The sequence below is a fragment of the Nostoc sp. 'Peltigera membranacea cyanobiont' 232 genome (assembly GCF_002245985.1).
Lineage (GTDB): Bacteria > Cyanobacteriota > Cyanobacteriia > Cyanobacteriales > Nostocaceae > Nostoc.
Genome location: NZ_NOLK01000014.1, coordinates 18608 through 42918, shown reverse-complemented (window position 1 = coordinate 42918; position 24311 = coordinate 18608). Strand labels below are relative to the sequence as shown.

Here is a 24311-nt window from a genome sequence, read left to right as displayed (position 1 = left end):
GGCAAATATTTGCTCACCTTACAACCTGCACCGAATGGCACTAAGAAAAGGGAAAATCGTTGAGGCCGCAGGGGTGCAGGGGTGCAGAGGGGAATTTCTAAATATCCGACCGCAATTGCCTAAAATTTCTTCTTTCTCCCCCGCTCCTCTGCACCCCTGCCCCTCTGCAATCCTTACGCCGCTTACCCTTCAGCTTAACTTAGTGCCATTCCAACCTGCACCTTTGATGTATCGGCTTGCACCTTTGATGTATCGACCTGCACCTTTGTTGCATCGACCTGCTTCTTTGTTGTATCGGCTTGCACCTTTGATGTATCGACCTGCAACTTAGTTGCATCGACCTGCTTCTTTGTTGTATCTAAGTTGCAAAAACGAGCTTACCCTTTCTTTAACCTTATTTTATCTAAAAACTTCACCTTACTGATATCTTTATGGTTGTAATGGGTACATTAAATATGTACCTTAGAGCAGTATCCTGATATGTCTACCCAAGATACAACACGCCGTTTGCGCCCTCAATTAATTAGTGAAGATGTTATTTCATGGCACGGTTTGCAAACCATCAGTACATACGACACAAACCGTGCTGATGCCTCTGTTGCAAATTTACAGCAAGCTTATCAAGCTATGCTGACCCAGCAACAAGCTGAAACCGAAAAATTAACTTTATACCGTGCTGCTGCTGATGCTGCGCGATTAGCAGAATGGGAATTTCACAATGCAGTATTAGCAATGAAAGAAGTTGTGCGCGGACAATACGGCTCAAATAGCGATCAAGCCCAAGCGGTAGGATTGAAGAAAAAATCAGAGTACAAGCGTCCCAGCCGCAAAAAGTTAGTCGCATCATGAGTGTCAACCTACAGTCAGGGCGGTTTCTAAATTGCTTAGTCTAGGGCGAATGGAATTGCCTGCGGCACACTGCGTGAACGCGGCTACACAAACAAAGTCCACCTCCGTGGACTAAGAGAAAATCAAGTGGTAACTTGCAGAGGTGGGTTTTACCTGTGTAGACGCGGTTTCTAATTCTACAATTGATGCAAGCTAGTTTTAGCACCATGCCACCCATGCAAAATCGGCATAGTAAACAATCCCCATGCCAAACCAGTAATCAACCCAAAAGGCGTAACCACATAATTATTAAAACTCCACAAACCGAAAATCTGTGCTGCTAATTCCAAAGGATAAGCCATCATCAGCACACTAGCTAAAGCTGCACCACTCCCACCATACTGACTTAACCAGTAAAATCCCTTACCACGAGTTACGCCATACAGCAGACGAGTAATCAGCAAACCCGTGACAGTGCCGTAGCAGCGCATACATACAGCCATAATAAACGGTGGTGCTAAATCTAACCCCATATCTGGTTGCGGACAGACATGATTACCCATGAAATAAATGATGTCCGCAATGCCAGGAAGCAAAGACACTCCAGACGCAGCCAAAAAGGGAGCGATAGGCGGGCCAAAAACCATTCCTAACAACAAGAAATCAGCAATCAAACTGACCCAATTAACCTGCAACTCTTCACTGAAAGCTACTCTTGTCATCTCCCTTTCTCTGCGTCCTCTGCGCCTCTGCGGTACCCTACGGGAAGCCCTTTCAGGTCTACGTTTTCCTAACCTACCTTATTTACATAAGGACTTGTCAACTTATCCAACTGCTGAATCAACAGACTGAGGAATAATCCCACATCCGTCACCACACCCACCGATTCTACAGAACCGCGATCGCTTAACTTAGTCACCACAGCTGGATTAATATCCACACATACCATTTTCACACCCGCCGGAGTCATATTCCCCACGCCAATGGAGTGCAGCATCGATGACAACATCAAAATCATCTCTGCACCTTCTAAGTGTTTGGCATATTCCTCCTGTGCTTGAATCAAATCCATTACGGTATCAGGCAAAGGCCCGTCATCCCGAATCGATCCCGCAAGCACAAAAGGTATATTATTGTGGACACATTCATACATCACGCCACTTTTAATTGCTCCCGCCTCCACAGCTTTGGGGATGCTGCCATAACGGCGGATACTATTAATTACCTTGAGGTGATGGCGGTGTCCACCCCGAACGGCGACACCCCGCTTCATGTCCACACCCAAGGAAGTGCCCATGATATTCTGCTCGATGTCGTGAACTGCGATCGCATTTCCACCAAGCAGCGCCTGTACATATCCTTCTCGAACCAGTTGCGCTAGGTGTTCGCCGCCACCAGTGTGAATCACCACGGGCCCAGCCGTGACAACTACTTTACCGCCAGCATCGCGGATTTTTCGTAATTCCCAAGCCACTTGTTCAACCACCAATTCTACGCGCCGTTCGCTGGAAACGCCCGCCGACATGAAGCTGAATTCTTGGGTGTTGCGGAGTTCGCGCGATTCTGTTTTGCGAATGGTACGGATACCTAAAACGTCTACAATTACCTGTTCGCCAACTTTTAAATCGCGGAGTATTTTACACCGAGCAACGAAGCCAGTGGGAGTTTGGGTAATTGCGATCGCGCCATCCATCCGTTGATTTTCTACCTTCACCCACTGTCCCTTAATTCGGACTTCGGTAGGATAAATTGTACTGACGTAGAAATCATCTGGCGCTACACCATCTTGGATTACAGGTTCCAAGATTGCGTCACGCTCATCATGGGGTAAATCTACTGCACCCAAATCAATTAATAAAGAGATGATTTCTTCCATCACCTCATGAGATGGTGCTGATACCCTCACCTCGGCGGCGGAGGTACTTTGCCGTTGTTCTCCTAAGTTGAAATTCAGGACTTGGAAGCTTCCCCCGGCATCTATAATCAAATCTAAGGCGCGGTTAATTAAGCCAGCATCTAGTAAGTGTCCTTCCATGCGAATGATCCGGCTTTCTACCGAGACATTGGCATGAATTTCATCTCTAACTGGTTCCGTTACCCGCAAAGTTAAACATTTAGCTGCGCCACCAGCTTTGAGAAATTCAGTAAGCGGTGTTTCCAGTACTTGGAAACCCACATCTGCAAGGCGGGTTTTCAAAGCCTCACTCGCCTTGTTCACGATCACAATGCTGTCCACATTCACCGAATTACAAGCGAAGTTGACTGCATCAGCTTCAGCAATTGCGATTCGCTTTTCTGGTGCGACTCGTATTTCAATTAAGCGATTAGAGTAAGAATCAAAAGCGCCAGGATAGTACAGCAAATAGCCATTTGCTAAGGGACAAAAACAGGTATCCAAATGATAGAAACGTTCGTCTATCAGTCGCAGTGAGAGAACCTCAATATCCAGCCATTTAGCTAGATAAGGGTGAGAATCTAATTCCGATCGGAAACCGTATCCCGCCCATAACCAGCGTCCTTCCCGATCTAGAAGTGCGTCTCCTGCGCCCTCAAAAGGCAAATCTTTGGGAAGTTCATTAACTGTATAACCATTTTCCTCAAACCATTGTTTGAAGTAAGGTTCCTCTCCTTGACGTTCTTTATGTAAAAAGCGACTGAGGACGACATTATCGCCCAGTACCAAGCCAGCGTTGGCGGTAAAAACCAAATCAGGCCAACCTTTCTGGGGTGTTACTAAATCTACGATGGCGTGTTGTTTAAGGATCTGGTGTAATCCTTGCCACTGTTCCACGGCGCGATCGCGCGATGATTTATGAATATTCCCTTCCATCCAGGGATTAATCACATAGTCTACATCGTAGTGGTCAGGAGGACACATCAAAAAGCGAATACGGGAAGTCATAAAAATCTTACAAGCGTTTATATATGCTACAAGCCCATTTTAGATACAGATTTTTGATTTACTAACATTTGGTAAAATCTGCTACTAAAGCTCTATCTTTGGATAGTTGAAGGCTTTACAAAAGCTTCACTTTTAATTCTATTACTGGAAGATGGCAATAAGTCGAGGAGGCGGCAAAATGACATACATCTATAACAGCCCGCTTTGATTTCTGTTCGCGCAGCTTGGCGTAGCCATATTTATTTGCGTCAAAAAGGGGCAAAGAGGCTCTAAATAAGGAAACATTATTTCTTTTTCTGGTTAGTAGGCGCGATCGCAAATATCGCAACAGCGATCGCTAGCTCAGTCTAAAAAATAAACCAGACCAAGGTTCGACTACTGCAAGGTTGAGTTTAAACAAACGTTAACGTACCTTTGCTTGCAATCCTACCCGAAGGCGTATTTATGGTATCTTTGTATAAACTTCATCAAATCTTTTTGTTTTTAACACAAGTATTTTACGTTTAGATTAATTTATACTATACCATGTCAAGTAAAAATTGTATTTATTGTGGTATTTTACTGCCAAAATCTGCAAATGTTTTGAGACTCATTTTGTTGACATAGAATACCTTTAGCCCAAAGATTTATAGAGAATTCGATCCTGGTTAACTGTTAATCTGAGATGATTATTCAGATGTTTACTTGCAGGCTTATACCTGTTATGCTAAACACGAATCTTAGATAAACTGCGATTAAAACTATTTTGAACTTTTGCTGATATCACTATTGATGTATGAATAACCAATTGTCAGAGAACTGGAATATTTCTAAATCTTGGTTGCGTTTTTTAGTAATTATCCTATTAGTTATAGGTATATTTTTTCGATTCGTTAATATTGACAAAAAACTTTATTGGGGTGATGAGGTTTTTTCATCATTACGCATATCTGGCTATATGCAGTCAGAAATGAAAAAGCAGTTAGGTAATGGTCATGTGTTCGGCACAGAAGATTTGCAGAAATATCAGTATCCCAACCCAGATAAAAATGCAACTGATACAATTAAAGGAATTATCTTAGAAGACTCACAGATTTTGCCGCTATACATTTTGATAACCCGGTTCTGGGTAGAATTATTTGGTAATTCTGTAGCAGTAACGAGAAGTTTCTCGGCATTCATTAGTCTGCTGACTTTTCCTTTTCTTTATTTGCTATGTAAAGAATTATTTGAGTCTTCACTAATAGGGTGGATAGCCATAGCTTTAGTAGCCGTTTCACCTGTTGACGTGGTGTATGCACAAGAAGCACGAGCATACAGTTTATGGATAGTAACCATCTTAGCATCAAGCGTAGCACTGCTGCGAGCCATGCGCCTTCAAACAAAGGTTAGTTGGTTCATCTATGCAGCAACATTATTAATAGGGTTTTATACCCATATATTTTTTACCTTAGTTGCTTTTTCACAGGGAATTTATGTAATTGCAATCGAACGCTTCCGATTGAGTAAAATATCGATTTCTTATCTGATATCATCGCTTGTGGCGTTTATAACTTTTGTACCTTGGATTTGGATTATTATTACCAATCCTCAACCAGAATCAGTAGGTTGGGCGGGTGTGAAACAAACATTATTTGCATCAGCTACAAGATGGGCTGGTATATTTAGTCGGACGTTTCTTGATTTAGGTATTAGCCCTAGCGATCCAGGAAAACTTAAGATTGCCTTAATTCCGTTTATTTTAATTATTTTAGTTTTAATGCTCTACTCAATTTATGTTCTCTGTCGAAGAACATCTAAAAGAGTTTGGTTATTTGTCTTAACCTTAATTGGCTCAGTAGGTCTTCCCCTACTAATAGCGGATTTCGTCTTTCGAGATCGATATGCTACTAGTCGATATACACTTCCCTCCGTTTTAGGTATCCAGTTAGCTGTTGCTTATTTATTGACCACTAAGCTCACATCTATTTATACTAAAGCTTGGCAGAAAAAGTTCTGGTCACTTGTAACATTTATATTAATAATGAGCGGAGTTATATCTTGTACGATCAACTCTCAAGCCCAGATATGGTGGAACAAATACCCGGAAAGATACCAAGAATTTCCGAAAATTGCTAATATTCTTAGTCAAGCAGATAAACCACTGTTAATTAGTAATACTGAGAACATACTTCCACCAGTACAAATACTTGGGCACTTAGTCGATCCAAAGGTGCGATTTCAAATTGTAGAAAAAAATCAGTTGCCAGAGATTGCTAATGGCTTTAGTGACATATTTTTGTTATTGTACGATCCGTCTGACTTCTTAAAGGCTGGAGTTGAGAAGGTTTATAACTCAAAATTACAGCAGATAAACCGCTTTTTCTGGAAAGTAACAAAATCCACCTAATTTCGGTGCAGATATGGCGCTTTAAATAAGAACATAACCACAGTAAGCTTTGCTCACCAGTGCAATTCCAAAGTGCATGACCTCATACTAGCTAGTAATGGCTAAAAGCTGGAGAAAGCGATAGCGGACAATCGATCGCTCTCTTTATTTTAGGTATTTTAAAAGGGCATGTTATGTATTAATGCTAATATAGGAATCATATTTGATTATTGAAAAAATATAGGAATCCGGTTTGATTTATGAAAATATACGTAGGATGTGTTAGCACGGAGAGTACGGCATCAAACCCGTGATAATAGTGCGTTACGAACTCCGTTCTAACACAACACCAGTCGCCTAGGTTGGGAAACCCGCCTACAGCGCTGGATTCACCGCAACGCACTGGCTCCCCTACAATACCTAATTTCGTTCAAAAATCAAATAGTAATCCTATATAAGTATCTGTAGGGTGTGTTAGACGGAACGTCGTAACGCACCATAAGCTTGGGATGGTGCGTTAGCGTAGCGTAACGCACCCTACATGGATTTCAAAAATCAAATACTAGTCCTATATCATGTAGCTTTATTGATTTGCCTCAAAATTGCCGTACACAGTGTACTGTCAGTGTCTAAAAAACCATTGATTGCCGTAAAGTGGTTTTCATTAGGCTGTGGTAAGTATTCACCAGGTAATTCTTTTTCTTTCCATGCAGCCAAAAAATCTAGCGATTGACGTTGAAATTCTGAAGTTTCTTCGCCACCAAAAGTTACAAGTAGAAAGCCAGATTTTTCAGGAAGATGACGGATAGGACTATTGCGAAGAACTTCAGCCCAGGTGAGTTGTATTTTGGGTTGTAGCCAGGTGTAAGGAAATGGCATCAAATCAAACAAACCGCTAATAGCACAACCACCTTTAATGATGTCATCTGGTAGTCCATAGTCGTTTTTCCAGTCTGTAGACATGAGCATCGCAGTTAAGTGACCACCGGCTGAGTGACCAGCTACATGGATGCGATTGGGGTCTGCACCAAAGCTTTCAGCATGATGATAAATCCAGGAGATCGCTGAACGATTTTGACGGACAATCTCATCAATGGTTACTTTTGGACACAAGGCATAGTTAACCACTACCACTGTAACATTGGCAGCTACAAGACCTTGGGCGACAAAGCTAAAATCTTTGCTGCTGGACATTATCCAATAGCCACCGTGGATAAATACCAAAATTGGTGCTTGTGGCTGCGCTGCGGGAAAAATATCTAGATGTTCGACTAGGGTAGAGCCAAAAGCAACATCTAGATGACAACGTAGTTTTTCACGCACTCCAGCACTGTTTGTGGCATAAAAATTTATGTATCCAGGTATATCAAGACCTAGTTCGCTGGGATTGTACTGGTAATCTAGGTCGGCTTGAGTTTGAAAATTGCGGTACAGCATTGAGTTTTATGGTTTAGCTTAAGTAATTTTAAAGGTAAAACTTTCAGTACAATCTCGGTCTAAATATTTTATTGAAGAAGAATTCAGAAGCCAGAATGGGCGTTTAGCCATTCTGACTCCTGACTCCTGAATTCTGTTTGATAAATTTACTATTTCTAGATTCTATTACGCAAGCTGAAAATTTATTCTTGAATAAATTTTTACTATTTCCTTACCTTCGTAAAGTTAAGATCGAATTACTGGACTAATTAATTTACTCTTTGTGGCAATTGCGCCAGGTAACAGCAGTATTTGTAGAGAAGCTATGGTAAGGCTTATTCCAGTCCCGTAGATGCTCTTAGCGGCTTGTCGCTAGTGATGTACTCCGAAGTCTTCGACAAGCCTGTGGTCTTGATGGAGCGGATAAACTGCTGCCTACTGTTGTTGCTAACACCATGCCACCAGGATACGATGCTGATGTGCGCGTGATTTAACACCTGCAAGCCCAGGCGTGATTCCGCCCACGCGCAACTGCAAGCATCCCCGTGACTACGACTTGGACTTGTACAAAGCTCGTCATTTAATTAAAAACTTTATTATGCAAACTTCTGGAACTCTTGCTGGTTTAGATATCCTGGTAGTTGAGGATGATAATGATACTCGCTTTTTCATCACTACTGTGTTGGAAATGGATGGAGCAAAAGTTATACCAGTAATATCGGCAGATGCGGCCCGCAAAGTATTATCTGAATTGCAGCCAGATGTGTTAATTTCTGATATTGGGTTGCCTGGTGAGGATGGCTACACTTTCATTCGCAAAATCCGTGCGCTTCAACCAAAGAATGGTGGACGAGTCCCCGCTATTGCTTTAACAGCTTATGCTGATAGTGAGGATCGGATTCGTGCCTTGGAAGGTGGTTTTGACACTCATGTATCTAAACCGATCGATCCAGAAGAACTAGTTCAGATAGTGGCTAGCTTGGTTGCTTCTTGTAATTGGTAATTATTGTAATATCTTGCTTTTTACACACTTAAATGTGGTGAGATTTATTAACAGTAAGAAACTATTTATAAAGTAATCAAAATTTAGGGTGTGTTACGGCTTTAGCCTAACGCACCGCCATGTGACACAGTGTGTAAGGCATTTTGAGGACATTTTCTGCGAGCGCTCGTCTAGAAATAAGTAGGTAAACATAATTAATTACACAATGTCATTGCGAATTCATCGGTCGCGTTAGCGTCTCGTAGAGAAGCGAAGTGAAGCAATCGCAAGGGCTGGGATTGCTTCACTTCGCTCGCAATGACTGTAATTAATTTTGCGTAGTTACTTATGTACTTAATACACCCGACGCTAATTTTATTTTTACTTTATAAATCAATCCGCTTGGGTTAAGGCTAAAACTCTTTGTCAAAGTCAATTGTAACTTTTGAATTGGTATTTTTTGAGTAACTCTTTAACTTGAGCAGACACCAAAGGATGTGGATCTTTTTGTAACTGGGGTAAGATTTGCAGGAGAACACGATATGAAACCATATTTAGATATGCGATCGCAGCTTCTCTAACAAAGCCTGTTGGATGACGCAAACTGACTAAAATCTCAGAGCTTGTCAGTCTGGTGCGAGTCACTTGAGCAAAATGAAAGCAGCAAGCTAGGCACCAGTCAGAAAGGAAGTTACCCAGCATCAGCAATCTGTGGAGGCGATCGCTAACTACCATATTTTCATATTCTACGATCTTGGCTTCTACAAGATGTTGCAATTTTTCTGCCTGTGGTCGGTTATCTAAAATATTCAGCAACAGAGACTTTGAAGACAAAGTTACGGTATGCTCTAGGATTTCTAACCCCCGCGCTAAGTTTACCACTGAGAGCGATCGCAGATTAAATGCTGCTGCCTGCATCTTTTCTGGCGAGTAAAGCAGTTTCAATAATAGTAGCAGCCGCTCTTTGACATCCAATTCCAATTCTAAAAGGGCGCGTTGCAGTAACTCTGAGACAATCACAATCCTCTCACTTGATTGATGATTTTCTTTTTCGTCTAATATTTTCAAGTCTATATATGCGGCGTAAATTTCGCCTAAAAACTTTAATTCCTGCTCGATTAAATTTTCTACCCGACTTTCATAAAATCGATCGACTAAACCTCTAATTCCTGGTTGTTTATGTATTTTTAGTAAACTGCGAAGTATATGATCCCTCGTAGTTCCCCAGGATGTCTCCAAGTTTTCCCATAAAGTCTCCAATGCCTGTTGAGTACCAATTTGAGCAATGGTACGCCAAGCGTACATCCGCACTACTTCTGGTTTGTAAATATTGGTAGCTAACCGCAACAGCATTTCTATAGCTTCATTCTCTAGTCGTACTAGGGCTGACATTGCTGTAGTGCGGGTTGATTTGTAATAAAGTGCTGCTATCAGTGCTGAATAGTACTCTTCTAAATGGGTTGCTGCAATCATTTCCAATACGGCACAGCGTACCCGTAACGACTCATCTTGTAACAAATTCGGGATGTGAATCCGCAACGCCTGCAAATAAACTGCTTCTCTGAGCGCTCTAACTCCATTCACCCGTTCTCGTTCTTGCTTATGAGTCAACATTCGGCGCATGGTTTTAGTAGCTGCTACCTTTTGCATCGGCGTTCCCTGGCGTAAGACTAAAGCGGCGGCGGTGGCGCGGATGAGTGAGTTTTGCCGGGGGTTCAGGTATTCTTCTAGGATGGTTAAATTGGGATTTGGTTCAGCCAGCCAAACGTAGCGTAGCGCCAAGGCAAAAACTTCGGGGTTAGTTTCTTGGGGTTGTTCTAACAAAGGACGGATGGCGGATAGATAAGCGGGATTTGCACCTGCCATCAGCATGACTTCCAAACTTTGGCGCTGTAAATCTGGGGTTAACTTGACTAACAGAGGTGCTAAAACTTCCGCAGAGCCTTGGGTGTCAATTTGGGCTAAAAGTTCAATACAAGAGCGTTTATCAGCCTCACTGCCTTTTTCTCCTAAAGCTTTGACTACGCCTTGTTTGAAGAATCGTAAGCCGACATTGGTTGCACTCAAGTGACCCCGGGCCACACTTAAAACTAGCAGTTCAACGTAGCGCGATCGCAATTCCCAAACTACTTTTAAACAGGTGCCAGCTATCAACATTGTTTCTGCTACTAACACCAACTTTTGTAGTGGTACGGGTACAAACCGCCCAGAAAACAATAGAGTTGCAAAAATTAGCGCTCCTGTCAAACCTGTAGCGATCGCTTCGGCGGTTCCACCAGATAAAGTCTGCATCCGGCTGCGAATTGCCTCTGGAATCGGTTGGTAGAGGATGGGGCCGCTACTCATGACAAAGGTGTAGCGCAGAAGTTCATCGCAAAATTTGACAATTATCAAACCCCAGAAAAAGCTTTGCGATTGGATGGCTGGAATTAAATTCAACAATACCAACACTCCTGGTAGTGCAAAGCCGACGGTGATTGGTAAAAGGGTCGCTGTGAAAAATACTCCCATCCGTTCGATGAGTCGGCTAGAAATAAACCATTGCAACAACAATTCACACAGTCCCAACATTCCACCAAAAAGACCCAAAAAACTGGCGAGTTCTCGATCGCCCAAATTAGATTGGAGTTCGCGCAGATATTGAAAATCTATTAACAACCCAATCACTTGCAATAGACCGACAAAGGCAAACAATTGCCAAACATAGCGCTTTAGGGGACTTTTAATGAAACGCTCTCGTGAAACTTGTTCTTCAGGAATTAGTTTTTGTGGGGTTTCAGGAAAAGCCGCTCGATAGCGATTAGTTAAATAGAGTAAAATCCCCGATCCTAAGAAAATCACTAGACAGGCGATAAAGATGATCTTATTTAGTGAGGTGTATTGCACTAGCCAAGGCAAACTAAAACCACTAATCACATCTGCGACCAAAAGACCACTACTCACCAGTGGGTAAGTGCGCTTAATCTCCCGAATATTAAATATTTGGTTAGCAACGATGGAGGTGTTGAGGTCATTAACTACATAAAGGGCATCTACCCACAACCGCAGCAGAAAGGCCGAAATAACTGCCAGGTAGGAAACATGCGCTCCCCAACGTAATACAACTAATAAAAGTAATGGCATCAACATACAAGGTGCGATCGCCACAATCACTCGGCGTAAGGGAAAAATCCTTTGCAGCCAAGAGTATAAAAAAACCAGTCCTGCACTCATTGCGGCACTGGCAATATACATCCACGGCAAGAGATGAGTCCCATATTCATCTAAAAACAGCGCCACCGTACTGTCTTCTGCCCACCGCAATCCTACACACACGGTTGTGTAAAAAATAAACATTATCTGAGTTCGTTCGCTCTCCTCTGGTCGGAGATTCACCCACTGTAGTAGTCGTGGTAAAGCAACTTTATTTACAGCCAACCAGTGATTTTTCAGTTCCATGCAGTTTTATTTTCTGGTAGTATCACCGCGTAATGGGGGGCAAGGGAAGAAATGAAATATACTTCCTTGTCCTCCTTGTCCTCCTTGTCCTCCTTGTCCCCTTGTCTCCCGCGTCCCCTGGAAATAGCAAAAGTCCTGAGTAACTGAGTATTATGTTTCCCACTCAGCCTTCAGGACTATCGATTTTAGATAAATTTAAATGACCTTAAAGTTTTGAGCGTATCTTGCATCCCAACGAAAAAACCCCTGACTTATAGCCGGGGGTTTTTCAAACTTGGTCTATTCAACAGTTAGAGGATTATTTTTTGGGCGAGATGAGCATCATCATGTTTCGCCCTTCTTTTTTAGGCGCTTGTTGAAGCTCGCCATAAGGCTCCAAATCCATTGCCATTCGCTTGAGCAATTCTTCTGCTAGGTCGCTGTGTTGAATTTCTCGACCCCGGAACATCACAGTCGCTTTGACTTTATCGCCATCTTTCAAAAAGCGCTCTGCTTGCTTAACACGTACGTTGTAGTCGTGTTCTTCTATTTTGTAGCGCATCTTAACTTCTTTGACATCAGCCGTGTGCTGCTTTTTCCGGGCTTCCCGCGCCTTTTTCTCCTGCTCAAACTTATATTTCCCGTAGTCCATAATCCGACAAACTGGCGGGTCAGCTTTGTCACTTATAAGCACCAAATCTAACTCTTTTTCTTCTGCTAGTTGTAGTGCTTCTTGTGGGGGCATAATTCCCAGTTGGGCACCATCAGTATCAATTACCCGAATTTTCGGGAAGCGAATTCGTTCGTTAATTTGGGGCAGATCGCGAGTTCTTTTCTTCTCAATCACAGGCATTATGATTTGTGGGAGCTCTTAATGAAGGATTTGGTGTAGTCTTGATTAGTATGCCTCAGAGGCAAAATACGGAAATAACTCAGGACTGAAAACGTAGTCTACAGTTCTAGAGTAACTAATCCATAAAATAGTTGCCTCGTTGTATTTGTCATTCTACTAACTCTGAGAGAATTTCTCTGCAATAGTTAATCTAAATTACACAACCTAGACTCATGTTAAATATTATTACAATTTTTGAGCAATACTTTTGGCGATCGCATTGAGCAATATCATCTCTCAAAATGGATGACTAGTTTCAACTCATCCTCTGGTGCGAACATGCACGTCAGCCACTTCCAGCCTTAAATCCCAACGATAAGAAAAAGGGAGTCTATGAATTAGACTTACCGCGTGAGTGGTTCACCAAGGCAATCCCTAATCTCAGAATTTTGACCGGAACCCTGAGTCTAGTCTTATCTGTAGCAGGTTCCACAACTAAATTTATACTGGATGAAAGGGAGCATCCCAAATGTGCAAGTTTAATTTACATACGGAATTTTGACTTACCCCGGAGGATAAAAAACGAATCGCATACCCCTGCGGGGAAGCAAGCTACGCGCAGCGTCTCGTTAGAGAAGGACACATGACGCGGAGCGGCTTCCCGCAGAGTAGGACAGAAAGGGAAGACGATTTAAAAGGGTTTTTGCATCAGTTCCGTATATGTTTGCTAAATTGGAATGCTCCCGGTACGACCTACAAAGCCAATACAGGAAACAGAATCATGTTAAAAGTTTTTGCTGATAGAGGTGGTACATTCACAGATATTGTTGCCGTTACTAATAATCAGGTAATTATAGACAGACTCTCAAGACATCCTGAACGTTTTTTAATTGTTTCTCTGCCTAATCAGCAATGGATTATAGTTTATAAACTGCTTTCAGAAAATCCAGAACAATATCAAGATGCAGCTATTCAAGGTATACGAGATATTATAGGTATTTCTGGTAACGAACCCATTCCTACTGAAGCAATAGAAGTTATAAAAATGGGGACAACAGTAGCAACAAATGCACTGTTAGAACGGAAAGGAGATAGAGTTGTTCTTATCATCACCAAAGGGTTTAAAGATGCGCTACGAATTGGCTACCAAAACCGTCCTAACATCTTTGCCCGTCAGATAATTTTACCAACTATGCTTTATGAACAGGTAATTGAGATTAACGAACGTTATGATGCTCATGGTAATGAATTAATTCCTGTAGATATTCAAAAAGCAAAAAAGGAATTGCAAGCATTTTACAACATAGGAATTCGGAGTTGTGCTATTGTTTTTATGCACAGCGATCGCTATCCAAATCACGAACAACAACTATCCCAAATCGCCCAAAAAATCGGCTTTACACAAATATCTGTATCTCATCAAGTTAGTCCTTTAATGAAGTTAGTTAGCCGAGGAGATACAACAGTAGTTGATGCTTATTTAACTCCGATTCTCCGTCGCTATGTCAACCAGATAGCAAGTCAGTTACCTGGAGTAAAATTAATGTTTATGAAATCTGACGGGGGTTTAGTCGCAGCCCAACAATTTCAAGGCAAAGATAGTATTTTAAGTGGCCCGGCTGGCGGTATTGTCGGCGCAGTTCAGACTAGTAAAAGAGCAGGTTTTGAATCAGTTATTACCTTTGATATGGGAGGAACAAGTACAGATGTCGCCCACTTTAAAGGAGAATACGAACGACAACTAGATTCGGAAATTGCTGGGGCGCGGATGCGAGTTCCCGTATTAGCAATTAATACCATTGCTGCTGGAGGCGGTTCAATTCTCTTTTTTGATGGTTCTAGTTATCGTGTCGGCCCTCAATCTGCTGGTTCTAATCCTGGGCCTGCTTGTTATCGACGTGGCGGCCCATTAGCAGTTACTGATGCCAATGTAATGTTAGGCAAAATTCACCCACAATATTTTCCCTCAGTTTTTGGAATTGATGGCAATTTACCTTTAGATAAAGATACTGTCATTCAGCAATTTACCCAATTAGCCCAAGATATTCAAGGCGCGACATTAAATCATTGTACTCCCGAACAGGTAGCGGCTGGATTTATTGCGATCGCAGTAGAAAACATGGCGAACGCAATTAAAAAAATCAGTCTGCAACGAGGTTATGATGTTAGCAAATATGTGCTTTGTTGTTTTGGCGGCGCAGGCGGACAAGTTGCTTGTTTAATTGCCGATACCTTGGGAATTAAAAAGATATTTCTTCACCCTTATGCTGGTGTTCTCTCTGCTTATGGAATGGGATTAGCTGATGTCAGGGCGATTAGAGAAGGAGGAGTAGAACAGCCTTTAACTCAAGCATTAATTCCTAAATTACAGCATTTAATGGAATATTTAGAAACTCAAGCTAGAAATGAAATAAATGAATTACCTATTCAAATAGAAATAGTCCGAAAAGTTAACTTGAAATATGAAGGAACTAACTCTACTTTAAGCGTTAATTTTGCCCATGATTGGGTATTAATGCAACAAGAGTTTGAGGTTAAACATCAATCACGTTATGGTTTTATTCAATTAGAAAAAGCTTTAATTGTGGAATCAGCCTCAGTCGAAGTAATTCAGAAAATGGATACTCCTGAAGAACCTTTAATTATTCGGACTCGCCCTTTAGATGAAGCTCCTATATCTGTTGAAACAGTAAGGATGTATAGTACTGATAAATGGCATGATACCCCTGTTTATCGACGAGAATATTTACAACCAGAAGATAGCATTAATGGGCCTGCGATCGTTGTCGAAAAAATTAGCACAATCGTAGTTAAACCTAACTGGCAAGCGAGATTAACTGAACGCAATCATTTAATTTTACAACTTATAAACAAATAGAAATAAACATGTACACAACATCTCAACCCGATCCTGTCCGTTTAGAAATATTCAAAAATCTCTATCAGTTTATCGCCGAACAAATGGGTATTGTGTTACAAAACACAGCCACATCTGTGAATGTTAAAGAAAGGCTAGATTTCTCCTGTGCTATTTTTGATTCATCGGGATTGTTAGTAGCAAATGCCCCCCATATTCCCGTACATTTAGGTTCGATGAGTGAAAGTGTTCGCAGTTTAATTAACAATAAAGGCGACACCCTAAAACCAGGAAATGTCTATCTATCTAATAACCCCTATAACGGCGGAACCCACCTTCCTGATGTCACTGCAATTACTCCTGTTTTTCTAGAGAATTGTGAAAATACTTTATTCCCCACTCCCCTATTTTTTGTTGCTTCTCGCGGACACCAAGCAGATATCGGTGGAATTACCCCCGGTTCAATGCCTCCCCACAGTACCACAGTAGAAGAAGAAGGAATTTTTTTTGATAATTTTCTCTTGGTTGAAGAAGGAAATTTCCGAGAAATCGCAGTAAGACAGCACCTATCAAATCATACTTATCCTGCGCGTAACCCTGACCAAAATCTTGCTGATTTTAAGGCACAAATTGCCGCAAATGAACGGGGAGGACAAGAACTTTATAAAATGGTTTCGCAATATGGTATTGAGACTGTTCAAGCATATATGAACTTTGTACAAGCTAATGCTGAGGAGTCTGTCAGAAAAGCTATTAACCTTCTCAATGATGGCTCATTTATTTATGAAATGGATAATGGAGCAATAATTCAAGTAAAAGTTACAATTCATCAAGAAAGCCGCAGTGCAACCATTGATTTTACTGGAACTTTTCAACAACTAAATAGTAATTTTAATGCTCCTAAAGCTGTAACTCAAGCAGCAGTCTTATATGTCTTTCGGACTTTGGTTGATGATAATATTCCTCTCAATGCCGGGTGTCTTAACCCATTAGAAATTATTATCCCAGTTGGCTGTATGCTGAATCCAACTTATCCAGCAGCAGTGGTAGCTGGTAATGTCGAAACTTCTCAAACCATTGTTGATGCTTTATATGGCGCTTTGGGTGTCATGGCTGCTTCTCAAGGGACGATGAATAATTTTACTTTTGGGAATGAGCAATATCAATATTATGAAACTATCTGCGGCGGTTCTGGAGCAGGAATTGATTTTGATGGAACTGATGGCGTTCATTCTCACATGACTAACTCCCGGTTGACCGATCCTGAAGTTTTAGAAACTCGTTATCCTGTACTTTTAGAAAGCTTTAGTCTTCGTCCCGATAGCGGTGGTAAAGGAAAATATTCTGGTGGTAATGGAGTTGTTCGCCGCATCCGTTTTTTAGAACAGATGACAGCTAATATTCTCTCTGGACATCGGGTTATCCCTCCCTTTGGATTAAATGGTGGGGAAGCCGGAATTGTTGGACGCAATTGGATACAACGTCAGAATGGAATTGAAGAGAATTTAGATAGCACAGCAACAGTAGAGATGAAGACAGGGGATATTTTTGTGATAGAAACTCCTGGAGGAGGCGGATTTGGTAAAGTTTCCTAGTACTTTTTTAACAGGACTTACGCAAAGTCATGAAAAAACGAACCGCATACCCCTGCGGGGAAGCAAGCTACGCGCAGCGTCTCGTAAGAGTTGGACGCATAGACGCGGAGCGGCTTCCCGCAGGGGTAGGACACAAAGAAATAAGAGTTTCAGAGAGTTTTTGCGTAAGTCCTATTTAAGTTAGTTGTGAGAGTTGATAGTAAGGACTTTAGTCCTAATTGTTTTAAGCACTAAAGTGCTTACTACGAACTTACTTATCTATCAATTTAAACTTGATGCACTACTATTACCAGTAATTTGTGCTGATTTTAAAAGCTGTCAATATATGTGAATTGTCTCCGATTGTCCTGAAGTGCCTATTTGTCATATTGATTAGCAAATTATTTTATCTGTAATAACACTTGTCAATCCAAATTCGTATTTCTTCTTCAGAACCAAAACAGGCAGAGCGCCCTGTAATTGGATCGTAGGCGTGCCAACAAGAAATGTTACCATGCCAGTCTGACTCCTGCCACACTTGGAGGTCAGAGCCACTTGCTATCCAAATAACAAAATGTTGCCAATATTTTCGTAAATTTAACAAAAAATTAAATTTATTCATAGTGAAAATACCCGATCGACAGTGAACTATTACTTTTACTTTCACGTAATAATTGGCAACTGAGAAGGTACAGTTTTGGTAGATTTGATCTAGTACAGTTAAGCTGCATTTCAACTGGTATAGTCAAAAAAGTCTCAACTGTACTAGGTAAAGTTGGTAGAAATAGTTTATATTGCCAGTATTGATGATTATTTAGTCATTGACGAGTGCGCCAAAATGAACATTTTATTAGAACGGCAGTCACACAAACCGATTTATTTACAGATCCGCGATCGCATCAGTCATCTGATTAAATCTGGCGCACTCAAAAATGGCGATCGCCTCCCTTCAATCCGCTCTCTGGCAGAGAGTTTACAAGTTAACAAACTCACGATTATTGAAGCATATAACGTTTTAGAAGCAGATGGGATTGTTTCTGCTCGTCAAGGTTCAGGATATTTTGTCAGCAGCGTGTCTCTCAAGAGTGCCAACCTAGAATCTAAATTTGCTCCAGCCCAAAATGTCATAATTACAAAACCAGAAAAGTGTTCTTTTTATGATATGTACACTCCACTGGTGCAAGCACAAACACAGCCAGGAATGATTAATTTTGGCTACGGCTATCCTCGTCCACCAAAAGATATTAACCTGATTGCCAGACGAGCGCTAAGACAAGATGATGCTGATATTTTCTTTCCCCATGAAATGCCTCAAGGACAACTAACTCTGTGCAGACAAATTGCTCAAATGTTAGTACATCAAGGATTAGAGGTTTTTCCAGAAGATTTAATTATTACTAATGGCTCTCAGCAAGGGTTGTCATTAGCTATGAGTTATTATGTCCAACCTGGTGATTGGGTGATTGTGGAAGCTCCCACCTATTATGGTGCAATTTCTATTTTAGAAAACTTAGGAGCCAAGATTATTGGTATTCCCATGACTGCGGAGGGGATGAATTTAGATTTATTAGAGCAATATCTCCACAGCCACCGCCCGAAATTAATTTATACGATTAGTACTTTTCACAATCCGACTGGATTGACGACAACACAAAATCATCGTCAACAATTACTAGCATTAGCTGAAAAATATGAGTGTCCCATTTTGGAAGATAATGCTTATGAAGGAATAAATTTTGATGCAGTGCCAGCACCAATTAAAGCTTTAGATAAAAATAATTTGGTAACTTATTTAAGTACTTTTTCTAAAACTTTAATGCCTGGTTTACGAGTTGGCTATATGGTAGTTACAGGTAAGCATTATCAAGCAATTATTGAGCGGAAGTTACTCCACGACTTGCACACATCCAGTATTTCGCAAACAATAGTTAGCGAATATCTCGCTTCAGGACATTACCGCCGTCACCTCAGCCGACTTCGCACAGATAATCTGCAAAGTCGTAATACTATGTTGCAAGCTTTGGAGCGTTATTTTCCTGAAGAAATCCGGTGGACAGTTCCCACGGGTGGATTGTTTCTCTGGGTACAGTTACCAGATGATATTCCGATTGGGACAATTCGTAAGGAAGCTTTTGCACAAAATGTATATTTGGCGTGTGGTTCGGCATTTTTTCCCGATAAGCAGGGTTATCCAGCGATGCGTCTAACTTTCTGTCTCCCGCCAGAGGAAATTGAGCAAGGTATTTCGATTGTGGGTAAGTTGCTGAAAAAGTATATTTATAGAGGATGCGTAGATACAGAGCGGCTTGTTGCCAAACATCGCATATCTCATTACCAACCACTTGTTCACAGTTCGTAGATTAATACAGATTTCCTAATCTACTTCACGCTGAACGAGCTTTTTTCTGCATACATCGACATGAGAAGATGAAACTTGAATATTAATGCGATCGCAAACGGTTCGGATAAGATCCCCGCGCCTTTGGCAACTACCTTTTTAAGCAAGGCTGTTTCATTCTACAAAAGCAAGAATTTAGTTCTGTTTCAATAAATCTGCAATTAGATTAAATACGAAGAAGATACTATTAGCTATAGTGATTCAGATATTTGGAGTACTCCTGCAAAATTTTTGCTCAAAAAAGGGTGCTTACTGAGTGTCTTGGCACAAAAATGCAATAGCTCTGGCACAGGAACTCCAACATTTTAGTTTATAATCCAATCCGAATTATTGCATTTTGAATTTAACCAAGCAAAGTATGCCAGTTAATCTAATTTTTTCAAGGTGCTATTAACAACAGGACATCAAAATTATGCAGCAAGGCGGTATGAATGAAGAGGGAAAACAATACTTAGACTATGAAGACAATAATCCAGCACTGTCTAAAATCATAGAACGGAACATTCGTACTATCATCCGTCTTCGGCTTCAGGCTGCTAACAAAAGAAACTTGCAAGATCGAATTGCGGATGTGATTACCTCCTTTTCAGGACATATAGTTTTTGTTTATGTACATATAGTCTGGTTTGGAGCTTGGATTATTTTAAATACGGGAAGAATTGGCGTGCATCCGTTCGATCCATTTCCCTACGGACTATTGACAATGGTGGTATCGCTGGAAGCAATTTTTCTGTCAACATTTGTGTTAATTAGTCAAAACCGCCTCAGTGAAGAAAGTGAGTATCGCGCCAACTTAAATTTACAAATTGCATTATTGACAGAGCATGAAGTCACACGAGTATTGCAAATGCTTGATGCTATTCAAGACAAAATGGGGATTAATAATGATGAAGACAGTGAGCTTGCTGACTTAGAAATGGAAACGAAGCCCGAAGATGTATTAACTGAAATTGAGCGACTTCAGCAGCTAGCACTTAAGAGAAAAAAGCCGAACAAACGTAACCACAGATAATATCGTATTCGGTTAAAGACTTGTAATTTCACCCTGTGCTGGATTCTACTTCACTTTATCGCCTTTTTTTAATTCTTCAGCCACGAGTTTTTCTCTGGGCTATTTTATACCTGCTTATTATCTTAGGTGTCTAGAAAAATTAATCAGCCGAACGATAGAAAAATGGTTATGGGGAGCTAACTTTTTTGGTAAAGCGATCGCTTACTAAGTTTCTGTCGGTTCAGCTAATTTCACTCTTACTTCACCAATCTGTCAGCCCAGCAACTAAAACCGGGAGCAGTGGGGTTTTTTGGTGGCTGAGGAGAAGGTATGACGTGCTGAATAACGGAAATACTAAAAAGCTGTATTTATCATTTTGTTTATTTTTTGTCAACTAACTAATAGGAGATTTACAATCTGGCTAATTGGAATAGAATTTACCTTGAAATCAGTAATTTACTCTGGACAGAGAGTAAAATAAGTAACTCCTTGACGGCTACTTAACTCTACCTCTTCTGATTTTCTGTGCCACCAGATGTACGGAATTTTTTCAATAATCACATACTAGCCCTATGTAAAAAAGATGAATACCATACAAGAATATCTCTATCGAAAACAGGAAAGATTAATTCAAAGCGATCTGTTTCAAAATTTAAAAACCTGTGAATATGATTTAGAAGATTTTGCCAGGCTTGCACACAATATTAGTTTTTGGGTAATGTCTTTTCAAGATTTATTAAGAATAAATTTATTACAAATTTCTGACAAGAAATATTATACATTGATTCAACAACACCTTCTGGAAGATATGGGACACGAAAAGTGGTTTTTAGATGACCTCCAAGAAATGAATGTTGAACAACCCAACTTACAAGTTCTATACAGCAAACCTTATACTGCTGTGCGTGATGCCACATTTTTTCTGATGTCAGAGGTATTTCGCACTACTTCTGATTACGAAAGAATTATTCTAATCCTGACTTTAGAATCTGCTGGTCATATTTTCTTTGAATGTATTGCAGATTTTTTAGAAAAAAATAACTGGAAACCAAATCTTAAATATTTCTCCAAACACCATCTTAGTGCTGAGAAAAACCATGATATTTTTGAGAACGAAATACAACTATATTTGAATACTATACAACTCAATTATCAACAAGAGATTCACCTCTTTAAAATGATAGACCGTATATATGAAGCTTTCAGTCTCATGTTTGACGGACTATCTATCGCGTTATCTTCTTCAAAAAAAGTTGAATTTGCTCTTTAATTTATATGGATCAGAATTTTCGTGAATTGGTCTAATCTCATGCCCGTCAAATTACTATATGATATGTCATTGCGAGTGCAACCTTCGCAATGACAATTGTTTAACCGGACATGATTATAAGCTTGACTTTATCCGATTCCACAACGACAGTATAATGCATAAATGTTAACTGCCGCTTCTGGATGTTGATAAATTTAACTTATGATGAGGTGTTAAGTTTTACCGCCGACTGCGAAAACCCTGCTTTCCATTAATTTGGTCAAAAAGGATATCGTATTTATCAAAAAAGGCAATTCCAGTATTTACAAATATAGGCAGTTCTGACTGTGGCGAGATATTCAGATTCCAGCGATTAAATCCATCACGGGTTCCTGGTTTCAAACTGTAATCAAAAATGCCATTAATTCCTACTTTCACAGCATTTGCTGAACCTAATACTCCTGGTTTAAGTTTTCCTGCTGTAGAAGCTGACTTGAATTCAGTCAAACCATTAATAGTGCCGGTATCAGCGATCGCTGTGGCATTACAAGTATTTTTAGCAGAACTCCCAGCAATAGTTAAACAAACTTTGCCTAGCCGAGAGTCCCACCTATTACCGGGTACACCATTAATTTCAGGTTGTTGACTCCAAGAAGCCATTTTGAAACCTGCTTGATTTTCAGCAGTTAAACCGAGAATTAGGCTGCCATTGTTATTACTACCACCATTTCCAATCACGATAAATCCGTTACTCAAATTGCCTGGTAATTTTCTTAACGGGTTATAGGGAAGTGATTTTTCAAAATAGTTGACACCAACAATACCAGAAAATGGCACACCGTTATTTGCGGAACATTTTGGTTTTTGAGCAGTACATTGGCGACTAGTAACAATCTGTACGGGAACAGGTTCGGCGGCGGGAAGCAAACCAAATCGGACATTAGTATAAACTAATTCTCCTTCTAGGATAGTACCATCACTTAATACCTCCTTGATATTTTGACCTGTACTTTGGATCGGAGCATTACCCAAAAACTCTTTGGGAACTCGCAGCCCTGCTGACCCAGTATCTAATAAGATCCGTTTTGGTTGACCACCTGCGATCGCTACTTCCAAAAAATAGCCGCGAACACGTTGACCAAGAGAAGGTTTTGGATACAAAGGTAAGCTGATGGTGTTAAAAGTTGGCTTGCGGGGTGTATTTTGAGAGATATCGCGCGACGCTAAATTGGGAAAAAGAGCCGCAAATGCTGACTGGCGTTGCGCTGCTGGTTCAGGCGCGATATCCCAAAGGCTTTCGTAGTAAAAAAAGCCGATACCTAAACCGCGTTGTTGCACTGCTTCTACCTGGGATTGGATTCGTGCTATAGAAACTGGGCGATTTCGTAACCCCGCCATAATACCGATACCAGTTGGAATGATTTGTTGAGTTTCTAAAATTTCTGGGCGGGTAATTTGAGCAATAAAACTTTCTAAATCATCACGGTATACCTGCATAACCAACTCATCAACAATACCCAACCTTACCCAGTTCAGCCAGTCTTGTAGTTGCAGCTTGTAAGCAAAATCATAGTAATTGGGAGAAACTGAGAAGATAGCATTCGGTTTTCGGGCTTTCACAGTTTGGTAGAGGTCTACCATGAATGCAGTAATTTTATCTGCCCGCCATTTTTTCCATGCTTGGGCTTGGGGATTGGGTGGAGGAGGATTGCCAGTTTCTTGAGTATATAGACTAATCGTGTATTTATCATAACCAAACTCTACGGGTAAACTCGTATGATCGTCAAATTGCACCCCATCAGCATCGTATTGAGTAATAACTTCCATAACGAGTTCCCTGATAAACTTTTGCACTTCGGGGTGGAAGGGATTCAACCACGCTACTTCACCCGCAGCACTAATTGAAGTTTGAGTTCCATCCCCCTTTTGTGTCAGCCAATCTGGATGTTGGGATGCAAGTTCCGAAGTCAGAGGAACCATGAAACCAAATTCAAACCAGGGTATCGCTAGTAGACCTTCTCTGCGGGCTTGGCTGATAATATCTGCAATCACATCTTGCCCATCTGTTCCCTTGAAGAAGAAGGGAATACCCATTTTTTGCATGATGGCACTGGGGTATTGTGTGTAACCATCATTCCAGACTACGGGATACACAGTATTAAAGTTTAACTGCCGTAGTTGGCTCATGGCTGCAAGCACCTGTGAGCGATTTCTGAAAACGCTAAAGTCGTTACCACTCAACCACACCCCCCGAATTTCCTGACGAGGTTGAGCGGGTAGTTGGGCAATGGCAGGGGCAAAGCTGTTGAGTAGCAATACTGCAACAAATGATATCAGACATAATAATGGCAGCAGACGCTTCCTTAAAAGCCACCAACTTCGATCGATCAAAGGCAATGAGTTGTTTGGAGTCCCATTAATTTCTCTGCTTTTTTCCCAAAACTGAGTTGTCATTACTTCTGCTTACTAAATAAGGTTAATTGGTTATATTTCATTCCATATAAATGTTAAATTGTTA

At 40.8% G+C, this 24311-nt stretch carries 16 protein-coding genes; 9 read left to right on the top strand and 7 right to left on the bottom strand.

The features are described from left to right. Positions 1-34 precede the first annotated feature (34 nt). Both CDG79_RS40810 and CDG79_RS07120 read left to right on the top strand, forming a co-directional pair. Positions 35-331, top strand: a complete 297-nt coding sequence (locus tag CDG79_RS40810; protein ID WP_143855438.1) for a hypothetical protein — start codon at positions 35-37, stop codon at positions 329-331. Positions 332-480: 149 nt separating this feature from the next. Continuing rightward, complete coding sequence (locus CDG79_RS07120; RefSeq protein ID WP_094331499.1) at positions 481-849, top strand: hypothetical protein; 369 nt, start codon at positions 481-483, stop codon at positions 847-849. 176 nt (positions 850-1025) lie between these two features. Here CDG79_RS07120 and CDG79_RS07115 read toward each other — a convergent pair whose 3' ends face one another. Further along, positions 1026-1550 (bottom strand): DUF2085 domain-containing protein, encoded by a 525-nt coding sequence (locus tag CDG79_RS07115; protein ID WP_094341518.1) that lies wholly within the window; start codon positions 1548-1550, stop codon positions 1026-1028. 68 nt (positions 1551-1618) lie between these two features. Beyond that, entirely contained in the window at positions 1619-3730 is a 2112-nt protein-coding gene (gene argZ / locus CDG79_RS07110; RefSeq protein ID WP_094341517.1) for a bifunctional arginine dihydrolase/ornithine cyclodeaminase, read from the bottom strand. A 775-nt stretch (positions 3731-4505) separates the two neighbouring features. Between argZ and CDG79_RS07105 the strand changes: the two genes are divergently transcribed. After that, on the top strand, positions 4506-6098 hold the full coding sequence (locus CDG79_RS07105) for a glycosyltransferase family 39 protein (protein WP_094341516.1): 1593 nt from the start codon (positions 4506-4508) through the stop codon (positions 6096-6098). A gap of 552 nt (positions 6099-6650) precedes the next feature. Here CDG79_RS07105 and CDG79_RS07100 read toward each other — a convergent pair. Next, positions 6651-7514 (bottom strand): alpha/beta hydrolase, encoded by an 864-nt coding sequence (locus CDG79_RS07100; RefSeq protein WP_094341515.1) that lies wholly within the window; start codon positions 7512-7514, stop codon positions 6651-6653. A 577-nt stretch (positions 7515-8091) separates the two neighbouring features. Between CDG79_RS07100 and CDG79_RS07095 the strand changes: the two genes are divergently transcribed. Further along, a complete protein-coding gene (locus CDG79_RS07095; RefSeq protein WP_094331509.1) occupies positions 8092-8496 on the top strand; it encodes a response regulator in 405 nt (134 codons plus the stop codon). Between the two features lie 411 nt (positions 8497-8907). Here CDG79_RS07095 and CDG79_RS07090 read toward each other — a convergent pair whose 3' ends face one another. After that, on the bottom strand, positions 8908-11913 hold the full coding sequence (locus tag CDG79_RS07090) for an MFS transporter (protein ID WP_094341514.1): 3006 nt from the start codon (positions 11911-11913) through the stop codon (positions 8908-8910). A 298-nt stretch (positions 11914-12211) separates the two neighbouring features. Then, positions 12212-12745: a translation initiation factor IF-3 gene (gene infC / locus CDG79_RS07085; protein ID WP_094341513.1), complete on the bottom strand. Its 534-nt coding sequence runs from the start codon at positions 12743-12745 to the stop codon at positions 12212-12214. 760 nt (positions 12746-13505) lie between these two features. Between infC and CDG79_RS07075 the strand changes: the two genes are divergently transcribed. Together CDG79_RS07075 and CDG79_RS07070 are read left to right on the top strand one after the other, a co-directional pair. Beyond that, entirely contained in the window at positions 13506-15602 is a 2097-nt protein-coding gene (locus CDG79_RS07075; RefSeq protein ID WP_094341546.1) for a hydantoinase/oxoprolinase family protein, read from the top strand. Between the two features lie 8 nt (positions 15603-15610). Beyond that, positions 15611-17176, top strand: a complete 1566-nt coding sequence (locus CDG79_RS07070; protein ID WP_094341512.1) for a hydantoinase B/oxoprolinase family protein — start codon at positions 15611-15613, stop codon at positions 17174-17176. 385 nt (positions 17177-17561) lie between these two features. On the opposite strand, the gene CDG79_RS07065 is transcribed toward CDG79_RS07070, so the two are convergent. Beyond that, positions 17562-17777: a hypothetical protein gene (locus CDG79_RS07065; RefSeq protein ID WP_094341511.1), complete on the bottom strand. Its 216-nt coding sequence runs from the start codon at positions 17775-17777 to the stop codon at positions 17562-17564. A 216-nt stretch (positions 17778-17993) separates the two neighbouring features. Here CDG79_RS07065 and CDG79_RS07060 point away from each other — a divergent pair, with 216 nt between their 5' ends. From CDG79_RS07060 to CDG79_RS07050, 3 genes are all read left to right on the top strand, one after another. Further along, positions 17994-19514 carry an aminotransferase-like domain-containing protein gene (locus CDG79_RS07060; RefSeq protein WP_094341545.1) on the top strand — a complete coding sequence of 507 codons (1521 nt, stop codon included), beginning with the start codon at positions 17994-17996 and terminating at the stop codon, positions 19512-19514. Positions 19515-19965: 451 nt separating this feature from the next. Further along, positions 19966-20565, top strand: a complete 600-nt coding sequence (locus CDG79_RS07055) for a DUF1003 domain-containing protein (RefSeq protein ID WP_094341510.1) — start codon at positions 19966-19968, stop codon at positions 20563-20565. Between the two features lie 562 nt (positions 20566-21127). Beyond that, entirely contained in the window at positions 21128-21814 is a 687-nt protein-coding gene (locus CDG79_RS07050) for a hypothetical protein (RefSeq protein WP_094341509.1), read from the top strand. A 219-nt stretch (positions 21815-22033) separates the two neighbouring features. On the opposite strand, the gene CDG79_RS07045 is transcribed toward CDG79_RS07050, so the two are convergent. Beyond that, the gene (locus tag CDG79_RS07045) at positions 22034-24247 is read right to left on the bottom strand and encodes a glycoside hydrolase family 10 protein (RefSeq protein WP_094341508.1); all 2214 of its coding nucleotides are present in this window, start codon (positions 24245-24247) and stop codon (positions 22034-22036) included. Between the last annotated feature and the right edge of the window lie 64 nt (positions 24248-24311).